The following is a 20,949-nucleotide window of genomic DNA, read 5'->3' as shown; positions in this document are numbered from 1 at the left end:
GGTTCCCAAGGGAACCCGGCGGCCCGCTCGCGATTTTATGCCGCAGGCCTTCGGTGTTGAACCGGAGTTGGAGTGGTTGCGTCCGAAGGTGTAATGCAGCCTCAAATAGCTCGTTCGGAATGGGCTGCCCAACAAACGTGTGCGACGCACAATGAAAGGGCTGCCGGTTCACAATATTTGGCCTTCCTGTCACGTCGCTGTGACATATATTAGGGAATAACCGACAAGAGGCCCAAGAGCCTCCAAGCAACGCGATTTAACTGGGATTTCAGGCCAGAAGAGCCTGAGGCTGAGGACGATCATGAAGCGTGGAATTGCCGTTCTGGTTTCGGTCACCGCTCTCGCGGGCATCGCCTATTTCACCGCGAACAAGTGGGCCATCAAGCACGAGACCATCACCTTCTACGACGCGTCGCGCGACAACCGTCCGGTGCCCGTGCACATCGCGATCCGCCGCGACCGCGAATTCCAGGCCGATGCCGGGCTGATCACGCTGCCGGTCGCCGTCCTCAATCACGGCAACACCGTCAAGAACACCGAGTACGGTTTTCTTTCCACCGTGTTCGCCATGCGCGGCTATCTCGTGATGAGCCCGCAGCATGATTTGCCGACCGATCCTCCGATGGTGACCAAGCCCGGCGAAATCTATGTCGGCCGCCTGCCGCAGCTTTTGCGCGGCGTCGCCAACATCCACCTCGCCATCGCCGAGATGAAGAAGATTCAGCCCAACGCCGACTATGCGCGCGTGACCATGGTCGGCCACTCCATGGGCGGCGACATCTCGATGTATTTCGCAAAGCAGTATCCGGACGAGATCAAGAAGGTCGTGACGCTGGATAATCTCCGCGTGCCCTTCATGACCGCCGGCAAGTTCAAGATTCTTTCGTTCCGCTCCAACGATCCGCAGTTCAAGACCGATGCCGGCGTGATCCCTGACGGTGAGGAGTGCGAGAAGGCGGGCATCACGGTCGTGAAGACCGACTTCCAGCACAACGACATGCGCGACACCGGTCCAGACGACGCAAAGTCTTCGATCCAGACGATGCTCGACAAGTTCCTGAGCGACACCGATAGCGACGTGGCGCCGGTGGATACGCTGAAGAACACGCCGAAGATTTTGGAGCCCGGTCCGGTTGCGCTGATGGGAGGCGCCAAGGGCTGACCTGAGGCGCTGACATAGTCATAATCTAAGTCCAAAGCCTCCGCCGGCTCCGCCTGCGGAGGCTTTGTGCATTGACCGTGCGGGACGTGGTATCCACATTAGTGGCTGATCAGGCGACGGGCAGGGATGGCGAACGAACCGACCAGACCGCGCAGCGGCGACGCCGCTTCGGTGCAAGGCGAGGCATCCGGCACGCTGCCGCAGGCCAAGACCTCGACCGCGGACGACATCGCGGCCTTTGTCGCCAGGGCGCGCGCGATGTCGCCGCATGCGCCCGGCGCGAAGGGCCGGATGATTTTTGCGCTCGATGCGACCATGAGCCGGCAGCCGACCTGGGACATGGCCTGCGCGCTGCAGGCCGACATGTTCCGCGAGGCGGCTTCCCTCGGCAGCCTCGATATCAGGCTGGTCTATTATCGCGGCTTCAACGAATGCCGCGCTTCGTCCTGGATCTCCGACAGCAGCAAGCTTGCCGGCCTGATGAGCAAGATCGATTGCCGCGGCGGTAACACCCAGATCGGCAAGGTGCTGAGCGAAGCGCGGCGCGAGGCGGCGACTTCGGGCGTGCGCGCCGTCGTCTTTGTCGGCGACGCCATGGAGGAGAAGGTCGACGAGCTCTGCGCCCGGGCCGGCGAGCTCGGCATGCTCAAGGTCCCGGTCTTCATGTTTCAGGAGGGCCACGATGCCGTGGCCGAGCAGGCGTTTCGCGAGATCGCAAGGCTGACCGGCGGTGCCTGGTGCCGGTTCGATCCCGGTGCCGCAGCGCAGCTGCGCGAACTCTTGCGCGCGGCCGCGGCCTATGCCGCCGGCGGCCGCGAGGCGCTGCTCAAGCTGGCTAAGACGGCGAGCGGTGCCGCCCTGTTGATCGGACAGATGAAGTAGTGCGGACCTGACGTCGGCCGCATGCTTTTTGCGACAGGCGGGACTATATTCAGGCCATGCCGACCCTGATCGCTGGCGCTGTCGCCGTTGTCACGCTTTATCTGCTGCTCCAGATGTTCCGTTCCGCCAATCCGGCGGTGCTGGCGCGCACGATCAAGATCGTCGGCGGCGTGGTGGCGCTGGCGGTTGCCGCCTTCACCGGGTTGAAGGGCGAGCTCGCGGTCGCGATCCCGCTCGGCATTTTTGGCGCGGGCCTGCTCGGCTGGTCGCCGTTCAACACTACGGGCTTTGGCAATATCGGAGGGCTGTTCGGCGGTGGCGCATCGCGGGCGCCCGGACAGACCTCGCGGGTCCGCTCGCAGTTCATCGACATGCAGCTCGACCACGATTCCGGCCGGCTCGCCGGTCAGATCGTCGCCGGTCCCAACGCGGGCCGGATGCTCGACGAGTTCGATCTCGCCGAGCTCGTGGCGATGTGCCCTGCGTTCGACGCCGAGAGCGTGGCCTTACTTGAAAGCTATCTGGACCGCCGGTTTCCCGCTTGGCGTCAGAACGCGCAGGGCAATGCGGCAGGGGGGCAGCGCCGCGCGCCGCCGAGCAGCAAAATGACGGCGGAGGAGGCCTATCAGATCCTTGGCCTGCAGCCGGGGGCGGGCCGTGACGACATCAGCCGGGCCCACAAGTCCCTGATGAAGAAACTGCATCCCGACCAGGGGGGCTCGACGTATCTCGCTGCCCGGGTAAACGAGGCCAAGGATACTCTGCTTCGCACGCATAACGGCTAACTCCGGCACCACGCTACAAACACTTTTGTGCCCGCGTGATCCCCTGTTCGTCCGTCTGCCGTCGCCCCGAAGCGCCCGCCAATTGTCGGCGTGGTCGATCCCTTAGGGAAAGTTTTAACCGTAAATTCTTGACGAGAGGTTTTTAACGCCGATCGGCGGGTGCGAAAACGACGATGCCCGCACGAGGCGGGCATCGGGATCGGTTCGATCGGGAAAAAGCTTTAGTTGCGGACCGTGATGCAGGAGATGTCGGCGCGCTTCAGGGTGCGGCAGACGGCTTCCGCCTGGTCACGCTCGAGCCCTGCGAAGCGGGCCCGGAACAGCTTGCGATTGTCCCTGGCAACGACCGGCTCGGTGAACGGATCGGCCTTGCTGAGCAGGCCGCGGGCCGAGCTGCGTGCGGCCTCGATGCGCTGCTGGGCCTCGCCCTCGCTCTCGAGCGCGCCAACCTGAACGATCCAGCCGCTGTGGGTGACGACCGGCTTGGTCGTCGCGCTCATCTGGATCGGCTGCGGGGCCGGATCGGCCGAGGCAAGGCGCGGGGCGGGCGCGGGTGCCGCGGCGGTTGCTGCCGGCAGGACGCCCAAAATGCCGTGTCCGGTGCCGTGTCCGGTCGGCTGCTGCGGCAGCTCGGCACGGGCGACTTCCGGCCTTACGGTCTCGGTCTTGCTGATCTCGGACTTACTGATTTCAGATCTCGCAACGTCGGCGCGGGCGACGACCGCGCCCGAGGTCTCTGCGACTTCGGCGCGGGCGGCGGAGATCGTGCTGGTGATCGGCGGCGCGGGCGTGGCGGAGGCGACCTTGACGGCGCCGGCCTTGACCTGAACCGTCTTCACCTTGACCGGCTTCATCGGCTCGGACGAGCCGGGAATGATCGACAGCGGCTGGCTCGCGATCACGCCATTTGTGAGCGGAGCGGGCTCCACCCTGGCCTCGATTGCTTTCGGCTCGGGCTTGGGCTGGGCCGGGGGCATCGCGGCGGTGGCGGCGGCCAGCGCCGACATACGGGAGGCGGGAGCAGCGCGCGGCGCGGCCGGCTCAGGCGCTTGCGATGCGGACGCGTCAGCGACTTCGACCGGCGCCTCGGATGCGTTGCGTTCGCTGATCGCGGCAACGGTGCGGGACGTCGCGGCCTTGTCGAGGTTCTCGGCCAGCAGATTGCGCATGATCGCGTCGCGCGAGCCGCCGCTGCGGCCGCCGAGCACGACGCCGACCAGATGGCGGTTGCCGCGGCGGATCGAGCTCACGAGATTGAAGCCGGACGCGCGGGTGTAGCCGGTCTTGATGCCGTCCACGCCCTCGACATTGCCGAGCAGGTGATTGTGGTTGCGGATCGACTGCCCGCGCCAATTGAACGTGGCTGTCGCGAAATAGCGATAGTAGCGCGGGAAACGGTCCTGGATCGCGCGGCCGAGCGTGGCCTGGTCACGCGCGGTGGTGACCTGCTCGTCGTTGGGAAGGCCGTTGGCGTTGCGGTAAACCGTCTTCGACATGCCGAGCGCGCGCGCCTTGCGCGTCATCATCGCGGCGAAGTCGTCCTCGTCGCCGGCGATCGCTTCGGCGATCACCACGGCCGCGTCATTGGCGGAGCGGGTGACGAGACCCTTGATCGCATCCTCGACGCGGATGGTCTGACCGACACGCAGGTTCAGCTTGGTCGGGTCCTGCTCGGCCGCGTGCTTCGAGACGGGCATCTCGGTGTCGAGCTTCATCTTGCCGGCTTCCAGGCGCTCGAACAGCAGATAGAGCGTCATGATCTTGGTCAGCGAAGCCGGATGACGGATCGCATCGGGGCTCGTCGCCTGCAGCGTGGCGCCGGAATTGCCGTCGACGATGATCGACGCGAATTTCGAGCTGGAAACGTCGGACACATCGCGCTGCACGCGATGGTGCGCGTAATGGCGATGACGATAGCGCCGTGCCTCGGCAGCTTCCGTCGTGAAGATGACTGCTGTGGTGACCGTAAGAAGCCCGAAAACCCCAACCCGCGCCCAGCGCGAGGAAGACAAGTTTTTACGAAGCATGAAACCCCGTCCCCGTTTCTGACTTGATCACCGGTCCGTGAGGCGAAATTGTGCCCTTCTGGCCCGGTATCACTACCTGCCTGGACCATCGCTTCGCGGACGCTTGTGCGAGGCTGTGAGGGCCCAAGCCGCTGTTCTGGCTAAGGTGATGTTCTCAAACGGCTTTTGGCCGCTTGTCGGAAGCTGAACACGTCCAAGGAATCAAGGTAGGGGGAGCGGGTTTCCAAAAGCTTAAAGAACCCTTGCATAAATCCCCGGGAATCACCGCAAGTTGCGCCTTTTCTTGTGCGTCGCACAAGATTCTTGACAAATATTGTGCGCTGCACTATGTGTAAGCGGACGTCAGGGAGCCGGGCTTCCCGACGATAGCCAGGGAAAAGGGATTCCATGATGTTCAAGGTTGAAGACTTCCAGAACTACGGCAAAGAGCATTTCGAGCAGGTCGTTGCCTCCGCGACCTCGGTGCAGCATGGCCTGCAGGCGATCGCCAGCGCCTATGGCGACTTCACCAAGAAGTCGTTCGAGGACACCAAGTCTTTCGTTGAGAAGCTTTCCGGCGTGAAGTCGCTGGACAAGGCTGTGGAAGCGCAGACCGAATTCGCCCGCTCCAGCTACGAGACCTTCGTTGCCGAGTCGCAGAAGATCGCCGGCCTCTACAGCGACCTCGCCAAGACCGCGTTCAAGCCGGTCGAGACCATCGTGGCGAAGTTCAACCCCACCGCGCAGTAAGCCTTTCGACAAGTCCTGGAATCAAAAAGCCCGGCTGGTTTCAGCCGGGCTTTTTCGTTGGGTGTTTGCCTTCGGGTTAGCGTGCGAGCCGCAGCTTGCTCAGCGCCGTGCCGATCGTGTTGAACGTCGTCACGATCTGGCTCGAGCTCGTGAGCATGAAGAACTTGTCGGAGCTGCTCGCGCAGTTCTGCAGCACGGTTGACGTCGGATCGGCGGGCGAGCCGGTGTTCACCTGGATCGTGTAGATCGTGTACATGTTCTGGCCCTTGGAATCCTTGGCCGCTTTCAAATTGCTGCACATCAGCGCCTGCCGGGCGTCGATCGGATTGCCCGAGGCCTGCGAGCTGCCATTGCCGTATTCGGGCCAGCGGTCCTCGGTATTCAAGCCGTCGGACAGCAGAATGATGACCCGGTTGTAGGTCACGTTGGCGTCCTCGGCCGGCGTATTGAGCGGGCCGCCGACCAGCAGCGATTGCCAGGCCCAGGCCAGACCAACCGCCTGGTTGGTGCCGCCCGTCGGCTGCATCGCGTTGACGGTGCTCTTGAGCGTGGTCCAGTCGTAGCTCAGCGGAAGGACCGCGCCGAGCGTGGTGGATGCACTGCTGCTGCAATAGGCCGTGCTGTTTTCGAAGTACTCGTTGGCGGGGAACAGCGTCGTGACGTCGGATGACGTCGGCAGCACGCCGGTCGCATCATTGGGCTGGGTGCGGTCGGCGACGCAGCCGGTCCAGTTGCTGATCGGATTGGTCGACGCCAGGCGGTAGTCGTTGAGAACGGTCGGCGTCGTGTTGGTCGAGGTATATTTGTTGTTGGTCCAGCCGACGACCGCGCTGACGCGGGGCTGGCTGGTGTTGTGTGTCGTGTCGTTCGGTCCGGGCTGGGTCCAGTTGTGGACGTAGAGATTGCCGGTGCACGATTTGCTGCTGCCGCTGCCCGAGCAACTGCATCCCGAGATCGCATTGTTCCAGGCGTCCTTCGGGCAGGCGCAACTCCCGGATCCCGAGCAGAACACGCCGGTGCCGGCGGCTTCGCTGGTCCAGCAACCGTTGTAGAGCGCATGCGAGTTCGCATCCACGCTCGGGCAGATGTAGCCCGAATAGCTGCCGCTCGAGGGAATCGTCGAGGTGCTGGACGTGCTGGTGGGGCCCGTCGTGCAGTAGAAGCCGCCACTGCTGTTCGAGAACGGGCACTTCGCGCCGGGACCGTAGGCGTGCCAGTTGATCGGGAGCGACGCCTGATAGCTGCCATTGTCCGGCTGCGTCGTCGGCGGATTCAGCCAGTCGGTCCAGTCGAGATAGCTTTGTGTGTAGTTGCTCGCACCGAGATTGACGACCTTCGCAAAGGGAATGACGGAGATGTAGACGTCGCCATTGGTCTTGCTGAGCGCGCTGAGCTGGTCGATCAGGCCGCCGGTTCCTGCCACGGCGTTGCGCAGCGCGGTGATCTTGCCGTCCGACGCCATCGAGCCGGTGTTGTCGAGCGCCAGCGCAACGCGCATCTTGACGTTGCCCCAGGTGGTCGTCGACGTCGCGTTGAAATTGAGGGTCGGGAAGCCCGCGATCTGCATGAAGTCGGACTTGATGTTGCCCGAACCGTTCAGCACGATGGTCGCCGGCGTGCTGCCGCTCGCAGCCGTATAGATTGGCGTGACCGAGACGCCCTGCGCCTCGGTGTCGGTAAAGAGGCCCGTGAAATAGGCCGTCGCCTTGGCGTTGATCTCGGAGGTCGAGATCGTCCCCGCGGTCAGGTCCTTCGACAGCATCAGGACGGTGGAGTCGAGGGCGGCCTGCATCGACGAGCGCGCGCGAACCGCGCGGCTATAGTCGACCGCCGCGCCCATGAAGCTCAGGATCGGCACCAGGACGATCGCGAAGATGACGGCAATGTTGCCCTGATCGGCCTTGACGAAGCGGGCGAACGGCCGGCCAATTCGATCAATGACAGGCAGGCGAAACATGACGATCCCCGGAATTCGTGGTTTTGCCTGATTTGGAGGCGGAGCCTTGAAGACTGGGTAAATTGCTCCGTGCAAAACCGGGGGTATGCCGTGCGAAACCGCCGCAACTCCGTTAACGCCGGGTTCCTGGTAACCAAGCGCTGAACGGCCGCATCTAATTTTTTGTCAAAATGGCCGGAATTGACTAACCTCCAACCGGATCGCTTGGCCCGGGAATCGTACGGACGCGGCCGCATCGGACGAACCGGCGCGCGCTTGCGGCGGGCCGGGGTCGAGCCCATATTCGCAGGGCTGACCGGGCCCGGCCCGGAACGGCCGGGAGCGGCGATCCGCAAGACGGCGCGTCGCGCGGGACCCGGCAGGGGCCGCGCGCCAAGCCGCTATCTGCTTCCGTGGGGATTTTAGACGCCTGAGCCATGTCGCAACTAACTTTCAGCCTCGATCCTTCCGCGTCAGCCGCCGTCTGTGACGCTCCCCGCATGAGCAACGACGAGAATCGTCCGGGTAACACCACGGGCCCGACCACGTCGGTCATCACCAAGGTGAAGCCCAAGACGAAGCGGCCCAATCTGTACCGGGTGCTGATCCTCAACGACGACTACACGCCGATGGAGTTCGTCGTTCATGTCCTGGAAAAATTCTTCCAGAAGGACGTCGAGGCCGCGACCAAGATCATGCTGCATGTCCACCATCACGGTATCGGGGAGTGCGGCGTGTTCACTTACGAGATTGCCGAGACGAAGGTCACACAGGTGATGGATTTTGCGCGCAAGCACCAGCACCCCCTGCAGTGTGTGATGGAAAAGAAGTAACCCGTGCCGGGCGGCCGCTTGCCGCGTGCGGTTTCCGACATCCTGCGTGGTTTTGACGTGGCGTGCCCATCGTGGCCGGCGAACTACGGGGTTTTGATCGCCGGCGCTCATACCTGCCCAAATCGGAACGGGTTTTGCATTGAAAATACCGTAGGCGCGTAAGCTCTGAGTCGCGGAACCGGTCTTTCGCCGCGGTTTTGTATAACTATATTTGTCGAAGGTTGTTGTTGCCTGACCGGGTGATGGCGATCATGATGGTGGGGGCCATAGAGGACGCGAATGCCGACTTTTTCCCAAAGCCTTGAACAATCCCTGCATCGTGCGCTGGCGATCGCTAACGAGCGTCATCACCAATACGCGACGCTCGAACACCTTCTCTTGTCGCTGATCGATGACTCCGATGCGGCCGCCGTCATGCGCGCCTGCAGTGTCGACCTCGACAAGTTGCGCACCAGTCTGGTGAACTATCTCGAAACCGAATTCGAAAACCTGGTGACCGACGGCGCAGACGACGCCAAGCCGACCGCCGGCTTCCAGCGCGTCATCCAGCGCGCGGTGATCCACGTGCAATCCTCCGGTCGCGAAGAGGTGACCGGCGCCAACGTGCTGATCGCGATCTTCGCCGAGCGCGAGAGCCACGCCGCGTACTTCCTGCAGGAGCAGGACATGACGCGTTATGATGCGGTCAACTACATCAGCCACGGCATCGCCAAGCGGCCGGGCGTCTCCGAGGCGCGGCCCGTGCGCGGCGTCGACGAGGAGACCGAGACCAAGGGCAATGACGACGCCAAGAAGAAGGGCGAGGCGCTCGATACCTATTGCGTCAACCTCAACAAGAAGGCGCGCGACGGCAAGATCGATCCGGTGATCGGACGCAACTCCGAGATCAACCGCGCGATCCAGGTGCTGTGCCGCCGGCAGAAGAACAACCCGCTGTTCGTCGGTGAAGCCGGCGTCGGCAAGACCGCCATTGCGGAGGGCCTCGCCAAGCGCATCGTCGACAGCGAGGTGCCGGAGGTGCTGGCGGCTGCCACGGTGTTCTCGCTGGACATGGGCACGCTGCTCGCCGGCACGCGCTACCGTGGCGATTTCGAGGAGCGCCTCAAGCAAGTGCTGAAGGAGTTGGAGGCGCATCCCAACGCCATCCTGTTCATCGACGAGATCCACACCGTGATCGGAGCGGGTGCGACGTCGGGCGGCGCGATGGACGCCTCGAACCTGCTGAAGCCAGCGCTCGCCTCGGGCACCATCCGCTGCATGGGTTCGACGACCTACAAGGAATATCGCCAGCACTTCGAGAAGGACCGCGCGCTGGTGCGGCGCTTCCAGAAGATCGACATCAACGAGCCGACCGTCGAGGACGCGATTGCGATCCTCAAGGGCCTCAAGCCGTATTTCGAGGACTACCATCGGCTGAAATACACCAATGAGGCGATCGAGGCCGCGGTCCAGCTCTCCTCGCGCTACATCCACGACCGCAAGCTGCCGGACAAGGCGATCGACGTGATCGACGAGTCGGGCGCGGCGCAGATGCTGGTCGCCGAGAACAAGCGCAAGAAGACCATCGGCATCAAGGAGATCGAGACCACGATCGCGACGATGGCGCGGATCCCGCCGAAGAGCGTGTCGAAGGATGACGCCGAGGTGCTCAAGCATCTCGAGCAGACCCTGAAGCGCGTGGTGTTCGGCCAGGACAAGGCGATCGAATCGCTGTCGGCCTCGATCAAGCTGGCACGCGCCGGCTTGCGCGAACCGGAGAAGCCGATCGGCTGCTATTTGTTCTCGGGTCCGACCGGTGTCGGCAAGACCGAGGTCGCCAAGCAATTGGCCGCCTCGCTCGGCGTCGAGCTCCTGCGCTTCGATATGTCCGAATACATGGAGCGGCACACCGTGTCGCGGCTGATCGGCGCGCCTCCCGGCTATGTCGGCTTCGACCAGGGCGGCCTCTTGACCGACGGCGTCGACCAGCATCCGCATTGCGTGGTGCTGCTCGACGAAATCGAGAAGGCGCATCCCGATCTCTACAACGTGCTGCTCCAGATCATGGACCACGGCCGGCTCACCGACCACAACGGCAAGCAGGTCAATTTCCGCAACGTGATCCTGATCATGACCACGAATGCCGGCGCTGCCGATCTCGCGCGGCAGGCCTTCGGCTTCACCCGCCAGAAGCGGGAAGGCGACGACCACGAGGCGATCAACCGGCAGTTCGCGCCGGAATTCCGCAACCGTCTCGACGCCATCGTCTCCTTCGCGCATCTCAATGCCGACGTCATCGGCATGGTGGTGGAGAAGTTCGTGCTGCAGCTCGAGGCGCAGCTCGGCGACCGTGACGTCACCATCGAGCTCTCCGACGAGGCCAAGGCCTGGCTGATCCAGCACGGCTATGACGAGCAGATGGGTGCGCGCCCGATGGCCCGCGTGATCCAGGAGCACATCAAGAAGCCGCTGGCCGACGAGGTGCTGTTCGGCAAGCTCAAGGGTGGCGGCCACGTCCGCGTCGTCCTGGTCAAGGACGAGGCCGACGAGAGCAAGGACAAGATCGGCTTCGAATACGTCGAGGGACCGGTCACGCCGAAGCAGGAAAAGCTGCCCGGCGCCCGCAAGCGGCCGCCCTCCGGCAAGTCCAAGCCGGGCGGTCCCGGTGGCGGTTCCAAGGGGCCGACGTCCAAGGGGCCGCTGGTCAAGGTCTGATCAGGCACCACAGAATGAGAAAAGGCCGGCTGAAACGCCGGCCTTTTCTTGTTGGCTTGCGTGGAACGCTGACGCTGTGCGTCAGGTTCCGGTCTCGGGCGCGCGCGGCGGCCGCGGCTTCTTCGCAGCCGGCGGCGGCCGGTGGACCGGCGCCAGGGGCTGCATGGTTACGATGACGGGATTCGGCTTGTGATCGGTTGCAGCACCGGTCACGGCATCGACGCCCATGCCGACGAGGCCGCCGGCAACGATATTTCCGGCGAAGCCGGCAGCGCCCGTGACGGGGACTTCCTTGGTGAGCTGCACCGTCTGCGATTCAAAACCTTCCTTCTGGAAGGTGATGGAAATGTCGGCGTTGCGCTTGGCGACGATGGAGCATGCCGTCATGCAGGTGGTCGGCGCCTCGAGACCACTGATCTCGGCTGCAACGCCTGAAGGTGTCGATGAAATGCTGATGTTCTCAGTCGTTCCGCGCGTGACAGATGCGCAGCCGCTCAGCATGACGCCGAGCGCCAAAATTCCCACAATACGCATGAAACAAAATCTCCCCAGCCCGGGTGCAATCAAGCGCAACCGGTGCGCGAAGGCAAGGGAGCGTGACGCTCAATAGTTAAGCCACGCCAGGGTTGTGTGCTGCATAGCGTTTTCAAGCGAAGTGGATACCGGTTCGCGGCGGGAAAACGCGTCAAAGCAAGAATTAGAGTCCCGTTCCGATTTCATCGGAACGGGACTCTAGTCGCCCTTCATGCGCTGGCCGTCGTGGATGCGCACATGTTCTGCACCACGGGCGCCGGCGGAGGAGAGCCTCAGCATGCTCAACATGGCACCGCAAACGGCAAAGCCGACGGCCGTGAGTAGCGCGATCCTGGTGCCATCGATGGCGTAGCGGCCGAGCAGGAGCGCGACCAGTGCGGCGCCAGTGGTCTGCCCCAGGAGGCGCGCCGTGCCCAGCATGCCGCTGGCACCGCCGGAGCGTTCGCGGGGTGCAGCCGCGATCATGGTACGGTTGTTCGGGGTCTGGAACAGGCCGAAGCCGAGCCCGGCGAGCGCCATCCGCCAGACCACGTCGGCGTGGGCCGGACTGGCCGGCAGCATGGCGAGCGAGGCCAGCCCGCCCGCGAACAACAGCAGGCCGATGCCGCCCAAAAGGCCGGCCGGATAATGCTCGACCAGCCGTCCGGCGAGCGGCGCCGCAAAGGCCACCGCGATCGGCCAGGGCGTGATCAGCAGGCCCATCTCGACGGCCGAGTAGCCAAAGCGGTGTTGCAGGAAGAAGGGGATCGCGACGAAGGCCAGCATCTGCGCGCAGAACGAGGCGATCGAGGTTGCGATCGACAGGCCGAAGATCGGAATCCGCAGCAGGTCGATCGGCAGCAGCGGCACGGCGATATGCGTCTCGCGATAGATCAGCAGTGCGCCGGCCGCGACCGCGACGCTGAACTCGATCAAGCAAATCAGCAGCGGCTCGCCATGCCCGACACTGTCGATCGCAAAAATGCCGACGCCGAAGGTGATGGCGCTCAAGCCAGCGCTTTGCCAGTCGAACGGGTGCTCCGCCAGACGCGTGTGCGGCAGGCAATTCCAACCAAGGGCCAGCGCCGCGATTCCGAGCGGAACATTGATCGCGAACAGAAAAGGCCAGTTCGCAACCGAAAGGATTGCGGAAGCCAGCGTCGGCCCGATCGCGGCCGACACTGCGACGACCAGCGCATTGCGGCCGATGCCGCGTCCGAGCAGGGCGTGCGGATAGGTGAATCGCACCAGCGCGGTATTGACGCTCATGATGCCGGCGGCGCCAAAGCCCTGGAGGATGCGCGCCAGCGTCAACTCCAGCAGCGTGTGCGAGAGCGCACAAAAGGCCGAGGCGAGGGTGAAGAGCAGCAGGCCGGCGAGATAGACGCGGCGATAGCCGACGATCTCGCCCATCGAAGCCAGCGGCAGCAGCGAGATGGTGATGGCAAGCTGGTAGCCGTTGACGATCCAGATCGAGAAGGCGGGGCTCGCATTCAGATCGGCTGCGATGGTCGGCAGCGCCACGTTGGCGATCGCACCGTCGACCACCGACATGGTGATGCCGAGCGCGATGGTGAGGATGGCCCATTGCCGCTGCGGCAGCGGCAGGCCATCGGCATGTTCGATCGTATTCGTCGACATCGTGAACGGCGCTCGACTCGCGGATAGGTGCGCAATGTCGAACGATAACGGCTGCTTCGCAACTTGGTTCGGCCGCCATGGCGCGGGGGCGGCGAGGGTCTATTTCGGCTTCCGAGGCTGCTGGATCGCCTTGAGATAGTTCACGACCGCCTCGGCGTCCTCGCGGTTGAAGCGGAAGGTCGGCATGAAGCGGTGGATGCTGCTGTAGCCGTCCTGCAGCCTCTGCAGGAAATCGGGGTCGTAGAGCTTGTCCTCGCCCAGGGTCCGGAACGGTGGCGACGATCTGTTCGGGCTGTCGCCCTTCGCGCCCACGGCGTGGCAGCGCGCGCACATCGTCTGCAACATCGCCTGGCCGTGCTGCTGCTCGGCATCGAGCGCATGGCTCGTGCTGCTCAACGATACGACGGCGCTGGCGAGCACGACGAGGCGCATGATCGTTCCCTTCACCATCGCGCGGTCGCCTTGCCGAAGACGTAGAGCGCGATCAGCCCGGCCGTCACCGCGGTCGAATAGATGATGATGTTGCGATCCCAATCGATCCGCTTCCGCTCGGCCCGGTTGAGGGAGAGGGCCGTGAACAGGGCTTTCATGGCAAATCGGCGCATTGGCATCCTCGAGGGCGGCAGGGTGCCATCGCCGGAACCAAGCGGGCTTGATGCACGTCAACCGGAGGAGCGCTCGCGATCCATAACCGGTGGGATATGCCGTTTCGGATCTCGAAGCCTTGCTGGTTTCGGCTTGACGGACCTATTCCTCGATGGTTATACGTCGATCCATAACTTACGGGTTATGGATTTGGGGATGCCGACCACCCACGACGTATTGTTCAGGACGCTGGCCGATCCGACGCGGCGGGCCATCTTCGAGCGTCTCTGTCGCGACGGCGAGCAGACGGTCGGGGCGCTCACCGCGCGCGCGGGGATCTCGCAGCCGGCCGTCTCAAAGCACCTTGGCGTTCTCAAGCAGGCGGGCCTCGTGCGCGACCGTCATGAAGGCCGCCAGACCCATTACAGCGCCCAACTCGGGGCGCTCGGCCCGCTGATCGACTGGACCCGCCAGATGGCCGGGTTCTGGGAGCGGCGGTTCGACGATCTCGAAGATCTGCTCAAGAGGATGGACCAATGAACAAGACCGAAACCCGCGCCGTCGTCGTCGAGCGCGAGATCGCGCATCCGCCGGAAAAGCTCTGGCGTGCGCTGACGCAGCCGCATCTGATCGAGGAGTGGCTGATGAAGAACGACTTCAAGCCGCAGGTGGGGCATCGCTTCAACCTGCGCGGCGAGTGGGGCGGCGTGCTTGATTGCGAGGTGCTGACCATCGAGCCGCAGAAGACGCTGTCCTACACCTGGAATTTCTCGCACGAGGACGCGGCATTCGACTTGCGCAGCGTCGTGACGTTCACGCTGACGCCGACGGCAAACGGGACGCATCTGCGCATGGAGCAGGTTGGTTTCCGTCCCGACCAGAAGCAGGCTTTTGGCGGCGCGCATGCCGGCTGGAAACAGTTTTTCGAAAAGCTGGATCAGGTCCTGGCGCGAGCAGAGTGATGCGCGCGGCGTCGTCGATCGTTTTCGTCTCAAGGGAGGGGTTCTTGAACAAGTGGATGCGCCAGATTCATCGCTGGCTGTCGATTGCCTTCACGATGGCCGTGATCGGCAATGTGATCGCCATGGTCAGGCAGGAGCAGGCCGTCTGGATCGGACTTCTTGCGCTGTTCCCGCTGATCCTCCTGATGCTGACGGGGCTCTATCTGTTCGCGCGGCCCTATGCCGTCAGATGGCGCGCCGAGTAGCGCCCCGGCAGAACGGAGTGAAATGTGGCAGCAGGCAAGGCGCCAAACAGGCCGGCGAAGCGGACAAAGCCGATCCTTCTCGCAGGCGGCAATCCTCAGATCGCGAAAGCCGATGGCGATGCTGCGGTGCAGGCCTACATCGCGGCCATGCCCGGCTGGAAACGCGACGTCGGGCGCAGTCTCGACGCGCTGATCGTGCGCACCGTTCCCGGCGTGCGCAAGGCCGTGAAATGGAATTCGCCCTTCTATGGCATCGCTGACGAAGGCTGGTTCCTCAGCTTTCACTGCTTCACGAAGTACGTCAAAGTGGCATTCTTCCGTGGCACGTCGCTGCGTCCCGTCCCGCCTGGCGAGTCCAGGAGCAAGGACACGCGCTATCTCGATATCCATGAGGATGACCAGTTCGACGAAGCTCAGTTCGTCGCCTGGGTAACGCAAGCCAGCCGATTGCCCGGCGAACGAATGTGAGCGGAACGAAGTGAAGAAAGCGATGACAAGAGTGAAGAAAAGCACCGCGAAGGAAACAACGGGAGAAGCTACTCCCTCCAAACACATCGACGCGCGGATCAAGGAGCTCGGCGATTGGCGCGGCGAGATGCTGGCGCGGATTCGCGGCATCATCAAGGAGGCCGATCCCGATGTCGTCGAGGAGTGGAAGTGGCGCGGCGTCCCGGTCTGGGAGCATGACGGCATCATCTGCACCGGCGAGACCTACAAGGCCGTCGTCAAGATGACCTTTGCCAAGGGCGCCTCGCTGGACGACCCGTCCGGTCTCTTCAACTCCAGCCTCGAGGGCAACACGCGGCGTGCCATCGACATCCACGAGGGCGACAAGGTCAACGAGAAAGCGCTGAAGGCGCTGATCAAGGGCGCGGTGGCGCTCAACGTGTCGTCGCGCGCGAAGAAAAAGAACGCCTAATGCGGCAACTGGCTCTGCCGGAAGTCGCGCGGCGACAGGCCAAAATGCTCGCGGAAAACGCGGCCGAAATGCGAGAGGTCGTTAAAACCCCAGGCAAAGGCGATCTCGCCCACATGGCGGTGCGCGAGCACGGGCGAGGCGAGGTCGCGCTTGCACTGCGCGAGGCGCTCGGCGAGCACGTAGCGCTGGAATGAGATGTGCTCGTCGGCGAGGAGATCGTTGACATAGCGCGCCGAGATGCCGAGTGCCGCCGCCGTATCCGCCAGCGAGAGCTCCGGATCGGACAGGCGCGCGCGAATATGCGCCTTCAACCGGTAGAGCAGGGCGGAGCGATGGGTCGATGACGGCAGCGAGATCTTGCCGAGCCGGTCGCTCAGCGCCATCGCGACGAGGTCGACCGCCTGTTCGGACAGCGCCACCGCATGGCTCGCTTCGATCTGGTCCGCGCTCTGGCAGACGCGATAGACGAAATCATAGGCGATCCGCTGCAGTGGCGTCTCCGGCCCGAAGGTGATCGCGGTCATGGCTTCGGTGCCGCCGAGCCGGCGTTGCAGCATGTCGCGCGGCACCTTGAAGATCGTTTGCGTGAAGGAATCCTCGAACTTCAGCTCATAGGGGCGCGTGGTGTCGTAGAGCGCGAATTCGCCGGGATGGATCACGGTTTCGCGGCCGTCCTGCACGACGCCGCCGATGCCGCGATTGCCGAGCGCAACGAGCACGTAGTCCTGATCCGAGCGCGCGATGCGCGACGGCGTGCGGTAGACGTGCTGGCGGTCGGAACTGACATCGGAGCAGACGGCGCGGCCGAGCGAGGCCTGCGTTACCGTGCCGTGAAAGGCGCTGCCGAGGTCGGACTTGCAGTCGAGCCCGACGAACACGTCGCAGACGATGTCCTGCCAGAGCGACAGCCGGCGATAGCCGGGGCTGCCGTCTGTGGTGAACTGGACTGGCATGCGTGAGCCTCCCTGACACATCCCGCGAACTGTCTTGCGCTGATCCTGGTCGCGCGAGGCAATTTCCGTACCGCCTCGTCCCTCGGTCTCAGTCGACTTTTTGTTCCGCGGCGGTCGAGCCGAACCGTCCCGCTTGGCCCAATAGACTGCATCGGACGTGGTCAGAATTCAATGGAGGCGGGAATGGGCATCGAACATCCGAAGTACAAGGTGGCCGTGGTGCAGGCAGCTCCTGCCTGGCTCGACCTCGACGCGTCGATCGACAAGTCGATCGCGCTGATCGAGGAGGCTGCCCAGAAAGGCGCCAAGCTGATCGCCTTTCCCGAGGCTTTCATTCCGGGTTACCCTTGGCACATCTGGATGGATTCGCCGGCCTGGGCGATCGGCCGCGGCTTTGTGCAGCGCTATTTTGACAATTCGCTCGCCTATGACAGCCCGCAGGCCGAACGGCTGCGCGCGGCGGTTCGCAAGGCAAAACTCACCGCCGTGATCGGACTGTCCGAGCGCGATGGCGGCAGTCTCTATCTGGCGCAATGGCTGATCGGGCCCGATGGCGAGACCATTGCCAAGCGCCGCAAACTGCGGCCGACTCACGCCGAGCGCACGGTGTACGGCGAGGGCGACGGCAGCGACCTTGCGGTCCACAACCGTCCCGACATCGGGCGGCTCGGTGCGCTCTGCTGCTGGGAGCATCTGCAGCCGCTGTCGAAATACGCGATGTACGCGCAGAACGAACAGGTGCATGTCGCGGCTTGGCCGAGCTTTTCGCTCTACGATCCCTTTGCGGTGGCGCTCGGTGCCGAGGTGAACAACGCGGCCTCGCGCGTCTATGCAGTCGAAGGCTCCTGCTTCGTGCTGGCGCCTTGCGCAACGGTTTCGCAGGCCATGATCGATGAGCTCTGCGACCGGCCGGACAAGCACGCCCTGTTGCACGTCGGCGGCGGTTTTGCCGCGATCTATGGTCCTGACGGCAGCCAGATCGGCGACAAACTCGCACCCGACCAGGAAGGCCTGTTGATCGCGGAGATCGATCTCGGCGCCATTGGTGTCGCCAAGAACGCGGCCGATCCCGCCGGGCATTATTCGCGGCCCGACGTGACGCGGCTCCTGCTCAACAAGAAACCGTACAAGCGCGTCGAGCAGTTCTCGCCACCGGCCGAGGCGCTCGAACTCACTGATATCGCAGCGGCGGCTAGCTGAAGCGCGGAGGACACGATCATGGAATCCGCGATCCCTCCGCATCTGGAGACGAAGCGCTCGCGCCACAAGCGCGTGCCTGATGACTACCAGCCGCCATATCCGTCCTTCGTGGCGCGCTACAAGCCCGCCGTCAGCCGCGTCGTGATGGCCTATTTCGGCGTGCAGTACCGCGGTGCGACGCCAACGGCGGCCACTGACGCGCTGACGCGGATTGCGACGCGGTTCGCGGCGGCAAACGGTCCCTCGCATTGGGACCGCGCGCAATATATCGACCACGCCGGCTATGCGAACGTCGTGTCGGTTGCCTACTGGGACGATGTCGCGCGCTTCGATGCATGGTTCGGCCCAGCGCGTGAGGACTGGACCGGCAAGGCAGGCGAGGGCATCGGCACCTTCATCGAGGTGCTGCGCCCCTCGGTCGAGCGCCACGAGACGCTGTTCTCCTCGCTCGGCCGGCCCGAAGGCGTTGCCGTGATTGCGGATGGCATGAGCGGCGACGTGCAGGAGCACGCCTATTGGGGCGGCATGCGGGACCGCATTCCGCTGTCGCAAACCAACGAGATGGCTCCTGCCGGCAAGGCGGAGCTGGTGCGTGACGGGGCGCGGCTGCGGGTGAAGGCCAATGACAATCTCTGCCTGATCCGCTCGGGCCAGGACTGGAGCGATACGGAAGCGTCCGAACGAAAGCTCTATCTGGAGGACGTCGAGCCAGTGCTGCGCGAAGGCATGGACTTTCTGCGCGACGATGGCGTCGGCATCGGCTGCTACGCCAACCGCTACATGCAGGTGCTCGGCGCCGATGGCCGGCCGACCGAAAAGTCCTACGGCCAGAGCTGGTGGAAAAGCCTTGCCGCTCTCGAGCGCTGGGCGGAATCGCATCCGACCCACGTCAAGATTTTTGGCGCCGCGATGAAGTATCTCTCGACGCTCGGGCCGTCAGCAAAGCTGCGGCTCTATCACGAAGTCACGGTGGCAGCTAGCGATGAGCAGTTCTTCGAATATCTCAACTGCCATCCGAAGACGGGCATGTTGACGGCGGTCGAGATGGCGAGCGCCTGACTTACGCCACCAGCGCGGCGTAGCGGTCGAGCAACTCAGGATGCGCGGCGCAGATGTGATGCGCGCCGGCATCCCTGAGCTCGGCCTCACTGCCGTAACCATAGAGCACACCGATCGCGGTCATGCCGTTCTTGCGCGCACCGACCACGTCATGGCTGCGGTCGCCGATCATGACGGCAGAGCGCGGGTCCACCTTTTCTTCAGCGAGCGCGTAAGCCAGCAAATCGCCCTTGTCGACGCGGGTGCCGTCGAGCTCGGAGCCGAACACGCGCGCGAAATGGCGGCGCAAGCCGAAATGGTCGATGATGCGCTCGGCAAAAACCCGGGGCTTGCTGGTGGCGACGAACATGCGCGGACTTGTCGCCGCCAGCGCCGCTAATGTGTCCTCAATCCCGCCATAGGCCTCGTTCTCGAACAGGCCGACATCGCCAAAGCGCTCGCGGTAGAGCAGCAGCGCGCGGTCGGCGAGCTCGTCGGTTCCCGTCAGCCGCTTCAGGCTGGCATGGAGCGGCGGGCCGATGCACCAAGTCAGCTCGTCCTCGGTCGGGACGGGCTGGTCGAGTTTCTCGAGGGCATATTGGATCGAGCGGGTGATCCCGGGTTTTGGATCGGTCAGCGTGCCGTCGAGATCAAAATAGATTGTATGCATCCGGCCCCGGCTCGCGTTGATTATCCCGGTCGTTGCTAGTTGCCTTGCTGCCCGGTTTCAAGGCCGATTTATGTGATGTCAGGGATATCTAGGATAAGGCTGGTCTGGTGCCTCGCGGCGCTCACCGTGCCTGCGTGCGCGCTGGCCCAGGAGCAGCCGACCCGCGGCGCGCGCCCGAGCGTCGAGGAGCTGGCGACGCCACCGGACACGGCGCGCGAGACCGACACCCGTGAGTCGATCTGCCTGATGATCGAGGCCGCTGCAAAAGCCTCGAACCTGCCGCTCGAGTTCTTTGCCCGCGTGATCTGGCAGGAGAGTCGCTTTCAGACCGACGCGATCGGCCCGGTCACCCGCAGCGGCCAGCGCGCGCAGGGCATCGCGCAGTTCATGCCTGGTACCGCCAGCGAGCGCGGGCTGCTCGACCCCTTCAATCCCGTGCAGGCGCTGCCCAAATCGGCCGAGTTTCTGGATGAGCTGCGCAACCTGTTCGGCAATCTCGGCCTTGCGGCGGCCGCGTATAACGCCGGGCCACGGCGGGTGCAGGACTGGCTCGCGGGCACCGGCGGGATACCGCAGGAGACGCGGAACTACGTCGTCGCCATTACCGGCTCGACGGTCGAGGATTGGGCCGCGACGGGGAAGGGCGGCAAGGCCCCGCCGGGTGCGCCGCCGACGAGTTGTCGCGATCTGATGGCGCTCCTCAAGCGCGCGCCCAATCCCTTCATCGCCGAGCTCGAGCAGCATGTGCAGCTTGCCGCTGCAAAGCTCTGGGGTGTGCAGCTCGCTGCCGGTTTCGACCGCAACAAGGCGCTCACGATGTACTCTCGCGCCATCAAGCGTCTCAGCGATATCATCGGCGACCGTGATCCGAGCCTGCTCAGTTCAGTGATGCGCAGCCGCGGCACGCGCGCCTTCTACCAGGTGCGCATCGGCGCCGACACGCGGGGCGAGGCCGACGACCTCTGCGGCCGAATTCGCAAGGCGGGCGGGGCGTGCTTTGTTCTGAAGAACCGGGGTGTGAGCGGGTAACCACCGTCGTCATTCCGGGGCGCGCCCACGAACTCGGGTTTACCCGAGTTCGTCTTATTTGGTGTCCAAGTCGGCAATAGCCGACTTGAATGCGCGAGCCCGGAATCCATCGTTCGGCAAACGCTGCGGCCCAATGGATTCCGGGC

Annotated in this window: 22 protein-coding genes; 14 read left to right on the top strand and 8 right to left on the bottom strand. The window is 64.0% G+C overall.

Annotated features, from left to right (window positions below; all coding sequences use genetic code 11):
• Positions 1-301 precede the first annotated feature (301 nt).
• The 3 genes from C2U70_RS11480 (at position 302) to C2U70_RS11470 (ending at position 2,829) form a co-directional block, all read left to right on the top strand.
• Positions 302-1,162: an alpha/beta fold hydrolase gene (locus tag C2U70_RS11480; RefSeq protein WP_140978120.1), complete on the top strand. Its 861-nt coding sequence runs from the start codon at positions 302-304 to the stop codon at positions 1,160-1,162.
• A 126-nt stretch (positions 1,163-1,288) separates the two neighbouring features.
• On the top strand, positions 1,289-2,044 hold the full coding sequence (locus C2U70_RS11475; protein ID WP_140978119.1) for a VWA domain-containing protein: 756 nt from the start codon (positions 1,289-1,291) through the stop codon (positions 2,042-2,044).
• 56 nt (positions 2,045-2,100) lie between these two features.
• On the top strand, positions 2,101-2,829 hold the full coding sequence (locus C2U70_RS11470; RefSeq protein WP_140978118.1) for a DnaJ domain-containing protein: 729 nt from the start codon (positions 2,101-2,103) through the stop codon (positions 2,827-2,829).
• A gap of 221 nt (positions 2,830-3,050) precedes the next feature.
• Here the strand turns inward: C2U70_RS11470 and C2U70_RS11465 are convergent, their stop codons facing one another.
• Positions 3,051-4,856, bottom strand: a complete 1,806-nt coding sequence (locus C2U70_RS11465) for a D-alanyl-D-alanine carboxypeptidase (protein WP_140978117.1) — start codon at positions 4,854-4,856, stop codon at positions 3,051-3,053.
• A 390-nt stretch (positions 4,857-5,246) separates the two neighbouring features.
• On the opposite strand from C2U70_RS11465, the gene C2U70_RS11460 reads away from it, so the two are divergent.
• The gene (locus tag C2U70_RS11460) at positions 5,247-5,585 is read left to right on the top strand and encodes a phasin family protein (RefSeq protein WP_140978122.1); all 339 of its coding nucleotides are present in this window, start codon (positions 5,247-5,249) and stop codon (positions 5,583-5,585) included.
• Between the two features lie 76 nt (positions 5,586-5,661).
• Here the strand turns inward: C2U70_RS11460 and C2U70_RS11455 are convergent, their stop codons facing one another.
• A complete protein-coding gene (locus tag C2U70_RS11455) occupies positions 5,662-7,542 on the bottom strand; it encodes a TadE/TadG family type IV pilus assembly protein (RefSeq protein ID WP_140978116.1) in 1,881 nt (626 codons plus the stop codon).
• A gap of 479 nt (positions 7,543-8,021) precedes the next feature.
• On the opposite strand from C2U70_RS11455, the gene clpS reads away from it, so the two are divergent.
• Positions 8,022-8,354 (top strand): ATP-dependent Clp protease adapter ClpS, encoded by a 333-nt coding sequence (gene clpS / locus C2U70_RS11450; RefSeq protein WP_186294195.1) that lies wholly within the window; start codon positions 8,022-8,024, stop codon positions 8,352-8,354.
• A gap of 279 nt (positions 8,355-8,633) precedes the next feature.
• On the top strand, positions 8,634-11,048 hold the full coding sequence (gene clpA / locus C2U70_RS11445; RefSeq protein ID WP_140978114.1) for an ATP-dependent Clp protease ATP-binding subunit ClpA: 2,415 nt from the start codon (positions 8,634-8,636) through the stop codon (positions 11,046-11,048).
• 81 nt (positions 11,049-11,129) lie between these two features.
• On the opposite strand, the gene C2U70_RS11440 is transcribed toward clpA, so the two are convergent.
• The 4 genes from C2U70_RS11440 to C2U70_RS32965 form a co-directional block, all read right to left on the bottom strand.
• Positions 11,130-11,582 carry a translation initiation factor 2 gene (locus tag C2U70_RS11440; protein WP_140978113.1) on the bottom strand — a complete coding sequence of 151 codons (453 nt, stop codon included), beginning with the start codon at positions 11,580-11,582 and terminating at the stop codon, positions 11,130-11,132.
• Positions 11,583-11,780: 198 nt separating this feature from the next.
• Positions 11,781-13,202 (bottom strand): MFS transporter, encoded by a 1,422-nt coding sequence (locus C2U70_RS11435; RefSeq protein ID WP_140978112.1) that lies wholly within the window; start codon positions 13,200-13,202, stop codon positions 11,781-11,783.
• Between the two features lie 99 nt (positions 13,203-13,301).
• Positions 13,302-13,652 (bottom strand): c-type cytochrome, encoded by a 351-nt coding sequence (locus C2U70_RS11430; protein ID WP_246666732.1) that lies wholly within the window; start codon positions 13,650-13,652, stop codon positions 13,302-13,304.
• The gene (locus C2U70_RS32965; RefSeq protein WP_186294194.1) at positions 13,646-13,807 is read right to left on the bottom strand and encodes a hypothetical protein; all 162 of its coding nucleotides are present in this window, start codon (positions 13,805-13,807) and stop codon (positions 13,646-13,648) included. Before C2U70_RS32965 ends, C2U70_RS11430 begins: the two co-directional genes overlap by 7 nt.
• 196 nt (positions 13,808-14,003) lie before the next feature.
• Between C2U70_RS32965 and C2U70_RS11425 the strand changes: the two genes are divergently transcribed.
• From C2U70_RS11425 to C2U70_RS11405, 5 genes are read left to right on the top strand one after another with little or no spacing between them, the layout of a single operon-like run.
• Complete coding sequence (locus C2U70_RS11425) at positions 14,004-14,327, top strand: ArsR/SmtB family transcription factor (protein ID WP_140978111.1); 324 nt, start codon at positions 14,004-14,006, stop codon at positions 14,325-14,327.
• Positions 14,324-14,749, top strand: a complete 426-nt coding sequence (locus tag C2U70_RS11420) for an SRPBCC family protein (protein ID WP_140978110.1) — start codon at positions 14,324-14,326, stop codon at positions 14,747-14,749. The genes C2U70_RS11425 and C2U70_RS11420 overlap by 4 nt, the downstream gene beginning before the upstream one ends.
• A gap of 56 nt (positions 14,750-14,805) precedes the next feature.
• Positions 14,806-14,994: a hypothetical protein gene (locus tag C2U70_RS11415; protein WP_433960673.1), complete on the top strand. Its 189-nt coding sequence runs from the start codon at positions 14,806-14,808 to the stop codon at positions 14,992-14,994.
• Positions 14,995-15,018: 24 nt separating this feature from the next.
• A complete protein-coding gene (locus C2U70_RS11410; RefSeq protein ID WP_140978108.1) occupies positions 15,019-15,462 on the top strand; it encodes a DUF1801 domain-containing protein in 444 nt (147 codons plus the stop codon).
• Between the two features lie 10 nt (positions 15,463-15,472).
• Positions 15,473-15,913, top strand: a complete 441-nt coding sequence (locus C2U70_RS11405) for a DUF1801 domain-containing protein (RefSeq protein ID WP_140978107.1) — start codon at positions 15,473-15,475, stop codon at positions 15,911-15,913.
• On the opposite strand, the gene C2U70_RS11400 is transcribed toward C2U70_RS11405, so the two are convergent.
• Positions 15,910-16,866, bottom strand: coding sequence for a helix-turn-helix domain-containing protein (locus C2U70_RS11400; protein ID WP_140978106.1), 957 nt, complete (start codon positions 16,864-16,866; stop codon positions 15,910-15,912). The two genes, C2U70_RS11405 and C2U70_RS11400, sit on opposite strands and share 4 nt — an antisense overlap.
• Positions 16,867-17,049: 183 nt before the next feature.
• Here C2U70_RS11400 and C2U70_RS11395 point away from each other — a divergent pair, with 183 nt between their 5' ends.
• Both C2U70_RS11395 and C2U70_RS11390 read left to right on the top strand, forming a co-directional pair.
• Positions 17,050-18,066, top strand: coding sequence for a carbon-nitrogen hydrolase family protein (locus C2U70_RS11395; protein ID WP_140978105.1), 1,017 nt, complete (start codon positions 17,050-17,052; stop codon positions 18,064-18,066).
• Between the two features lie 18 nt (positions 18,067-18,084).
• A complete protein-coding gene (locus C2U70_RS11390) occupies positions 18,085-19,125 on the top strand; it encodes a phenylacetaldoxime dehydratase family protein (RefSeq protein WP_140978104.1) in 1,041 nt (346 codons plus the stop codon).
• A gap of 1 nt (position 19,126) precedes the next feature.
• Here the strand turns inward: C2U70_RS11390 and C2U70_RS11385 are convergent, their stop codons facing one another.
• On the bottom strand, positions 19,127-19,774 hold the full coding sequence (locus C2U70_RS11385; protein ID WP_140978103.1) for an HAD family hydrolase: 648 nt from the start codon (positions 19,772-19,774) through the stop codon (positions 19,127-19,129).
• Between the two features lie 75 nt (positions 19,775-19,849).
• On the opposite strand from C2U70_RS11385, the gene C2U70_RS11380 reads away from it, so the two are divergent.
• The gene (locus C2U70_RS11380; RefSeq protein ID WP_140978102.1) at positions 19,850-20,803 is read left to right on the top strand and encodes a lytic transglycosylase domain-containing protein; all 954 of its coding nucleotides are present in this window, start codon (positions 19,850-19,852) and stop codon (positions 20,801-20,803) included.
• The last annotated feature ends 146 nt before the right edge of the window (positions 20,804-20,949 follow it).

This window comes from Bradyrhizobium guangdongense, assembly GCF_006483445.1.
Taxonomy (GTDB): Bacteria; Pseudomonadota; Alphaproteobacteria; order Rhizobiales; family Xanthobacteraceae; genus Bradyrhizobium; species Bradyrhizobium guangdongense_A.
Note: the sequence above shows the minus strand (reverse complement) of the source record. Positions and strands in the feature narration are given on the sequence as shown.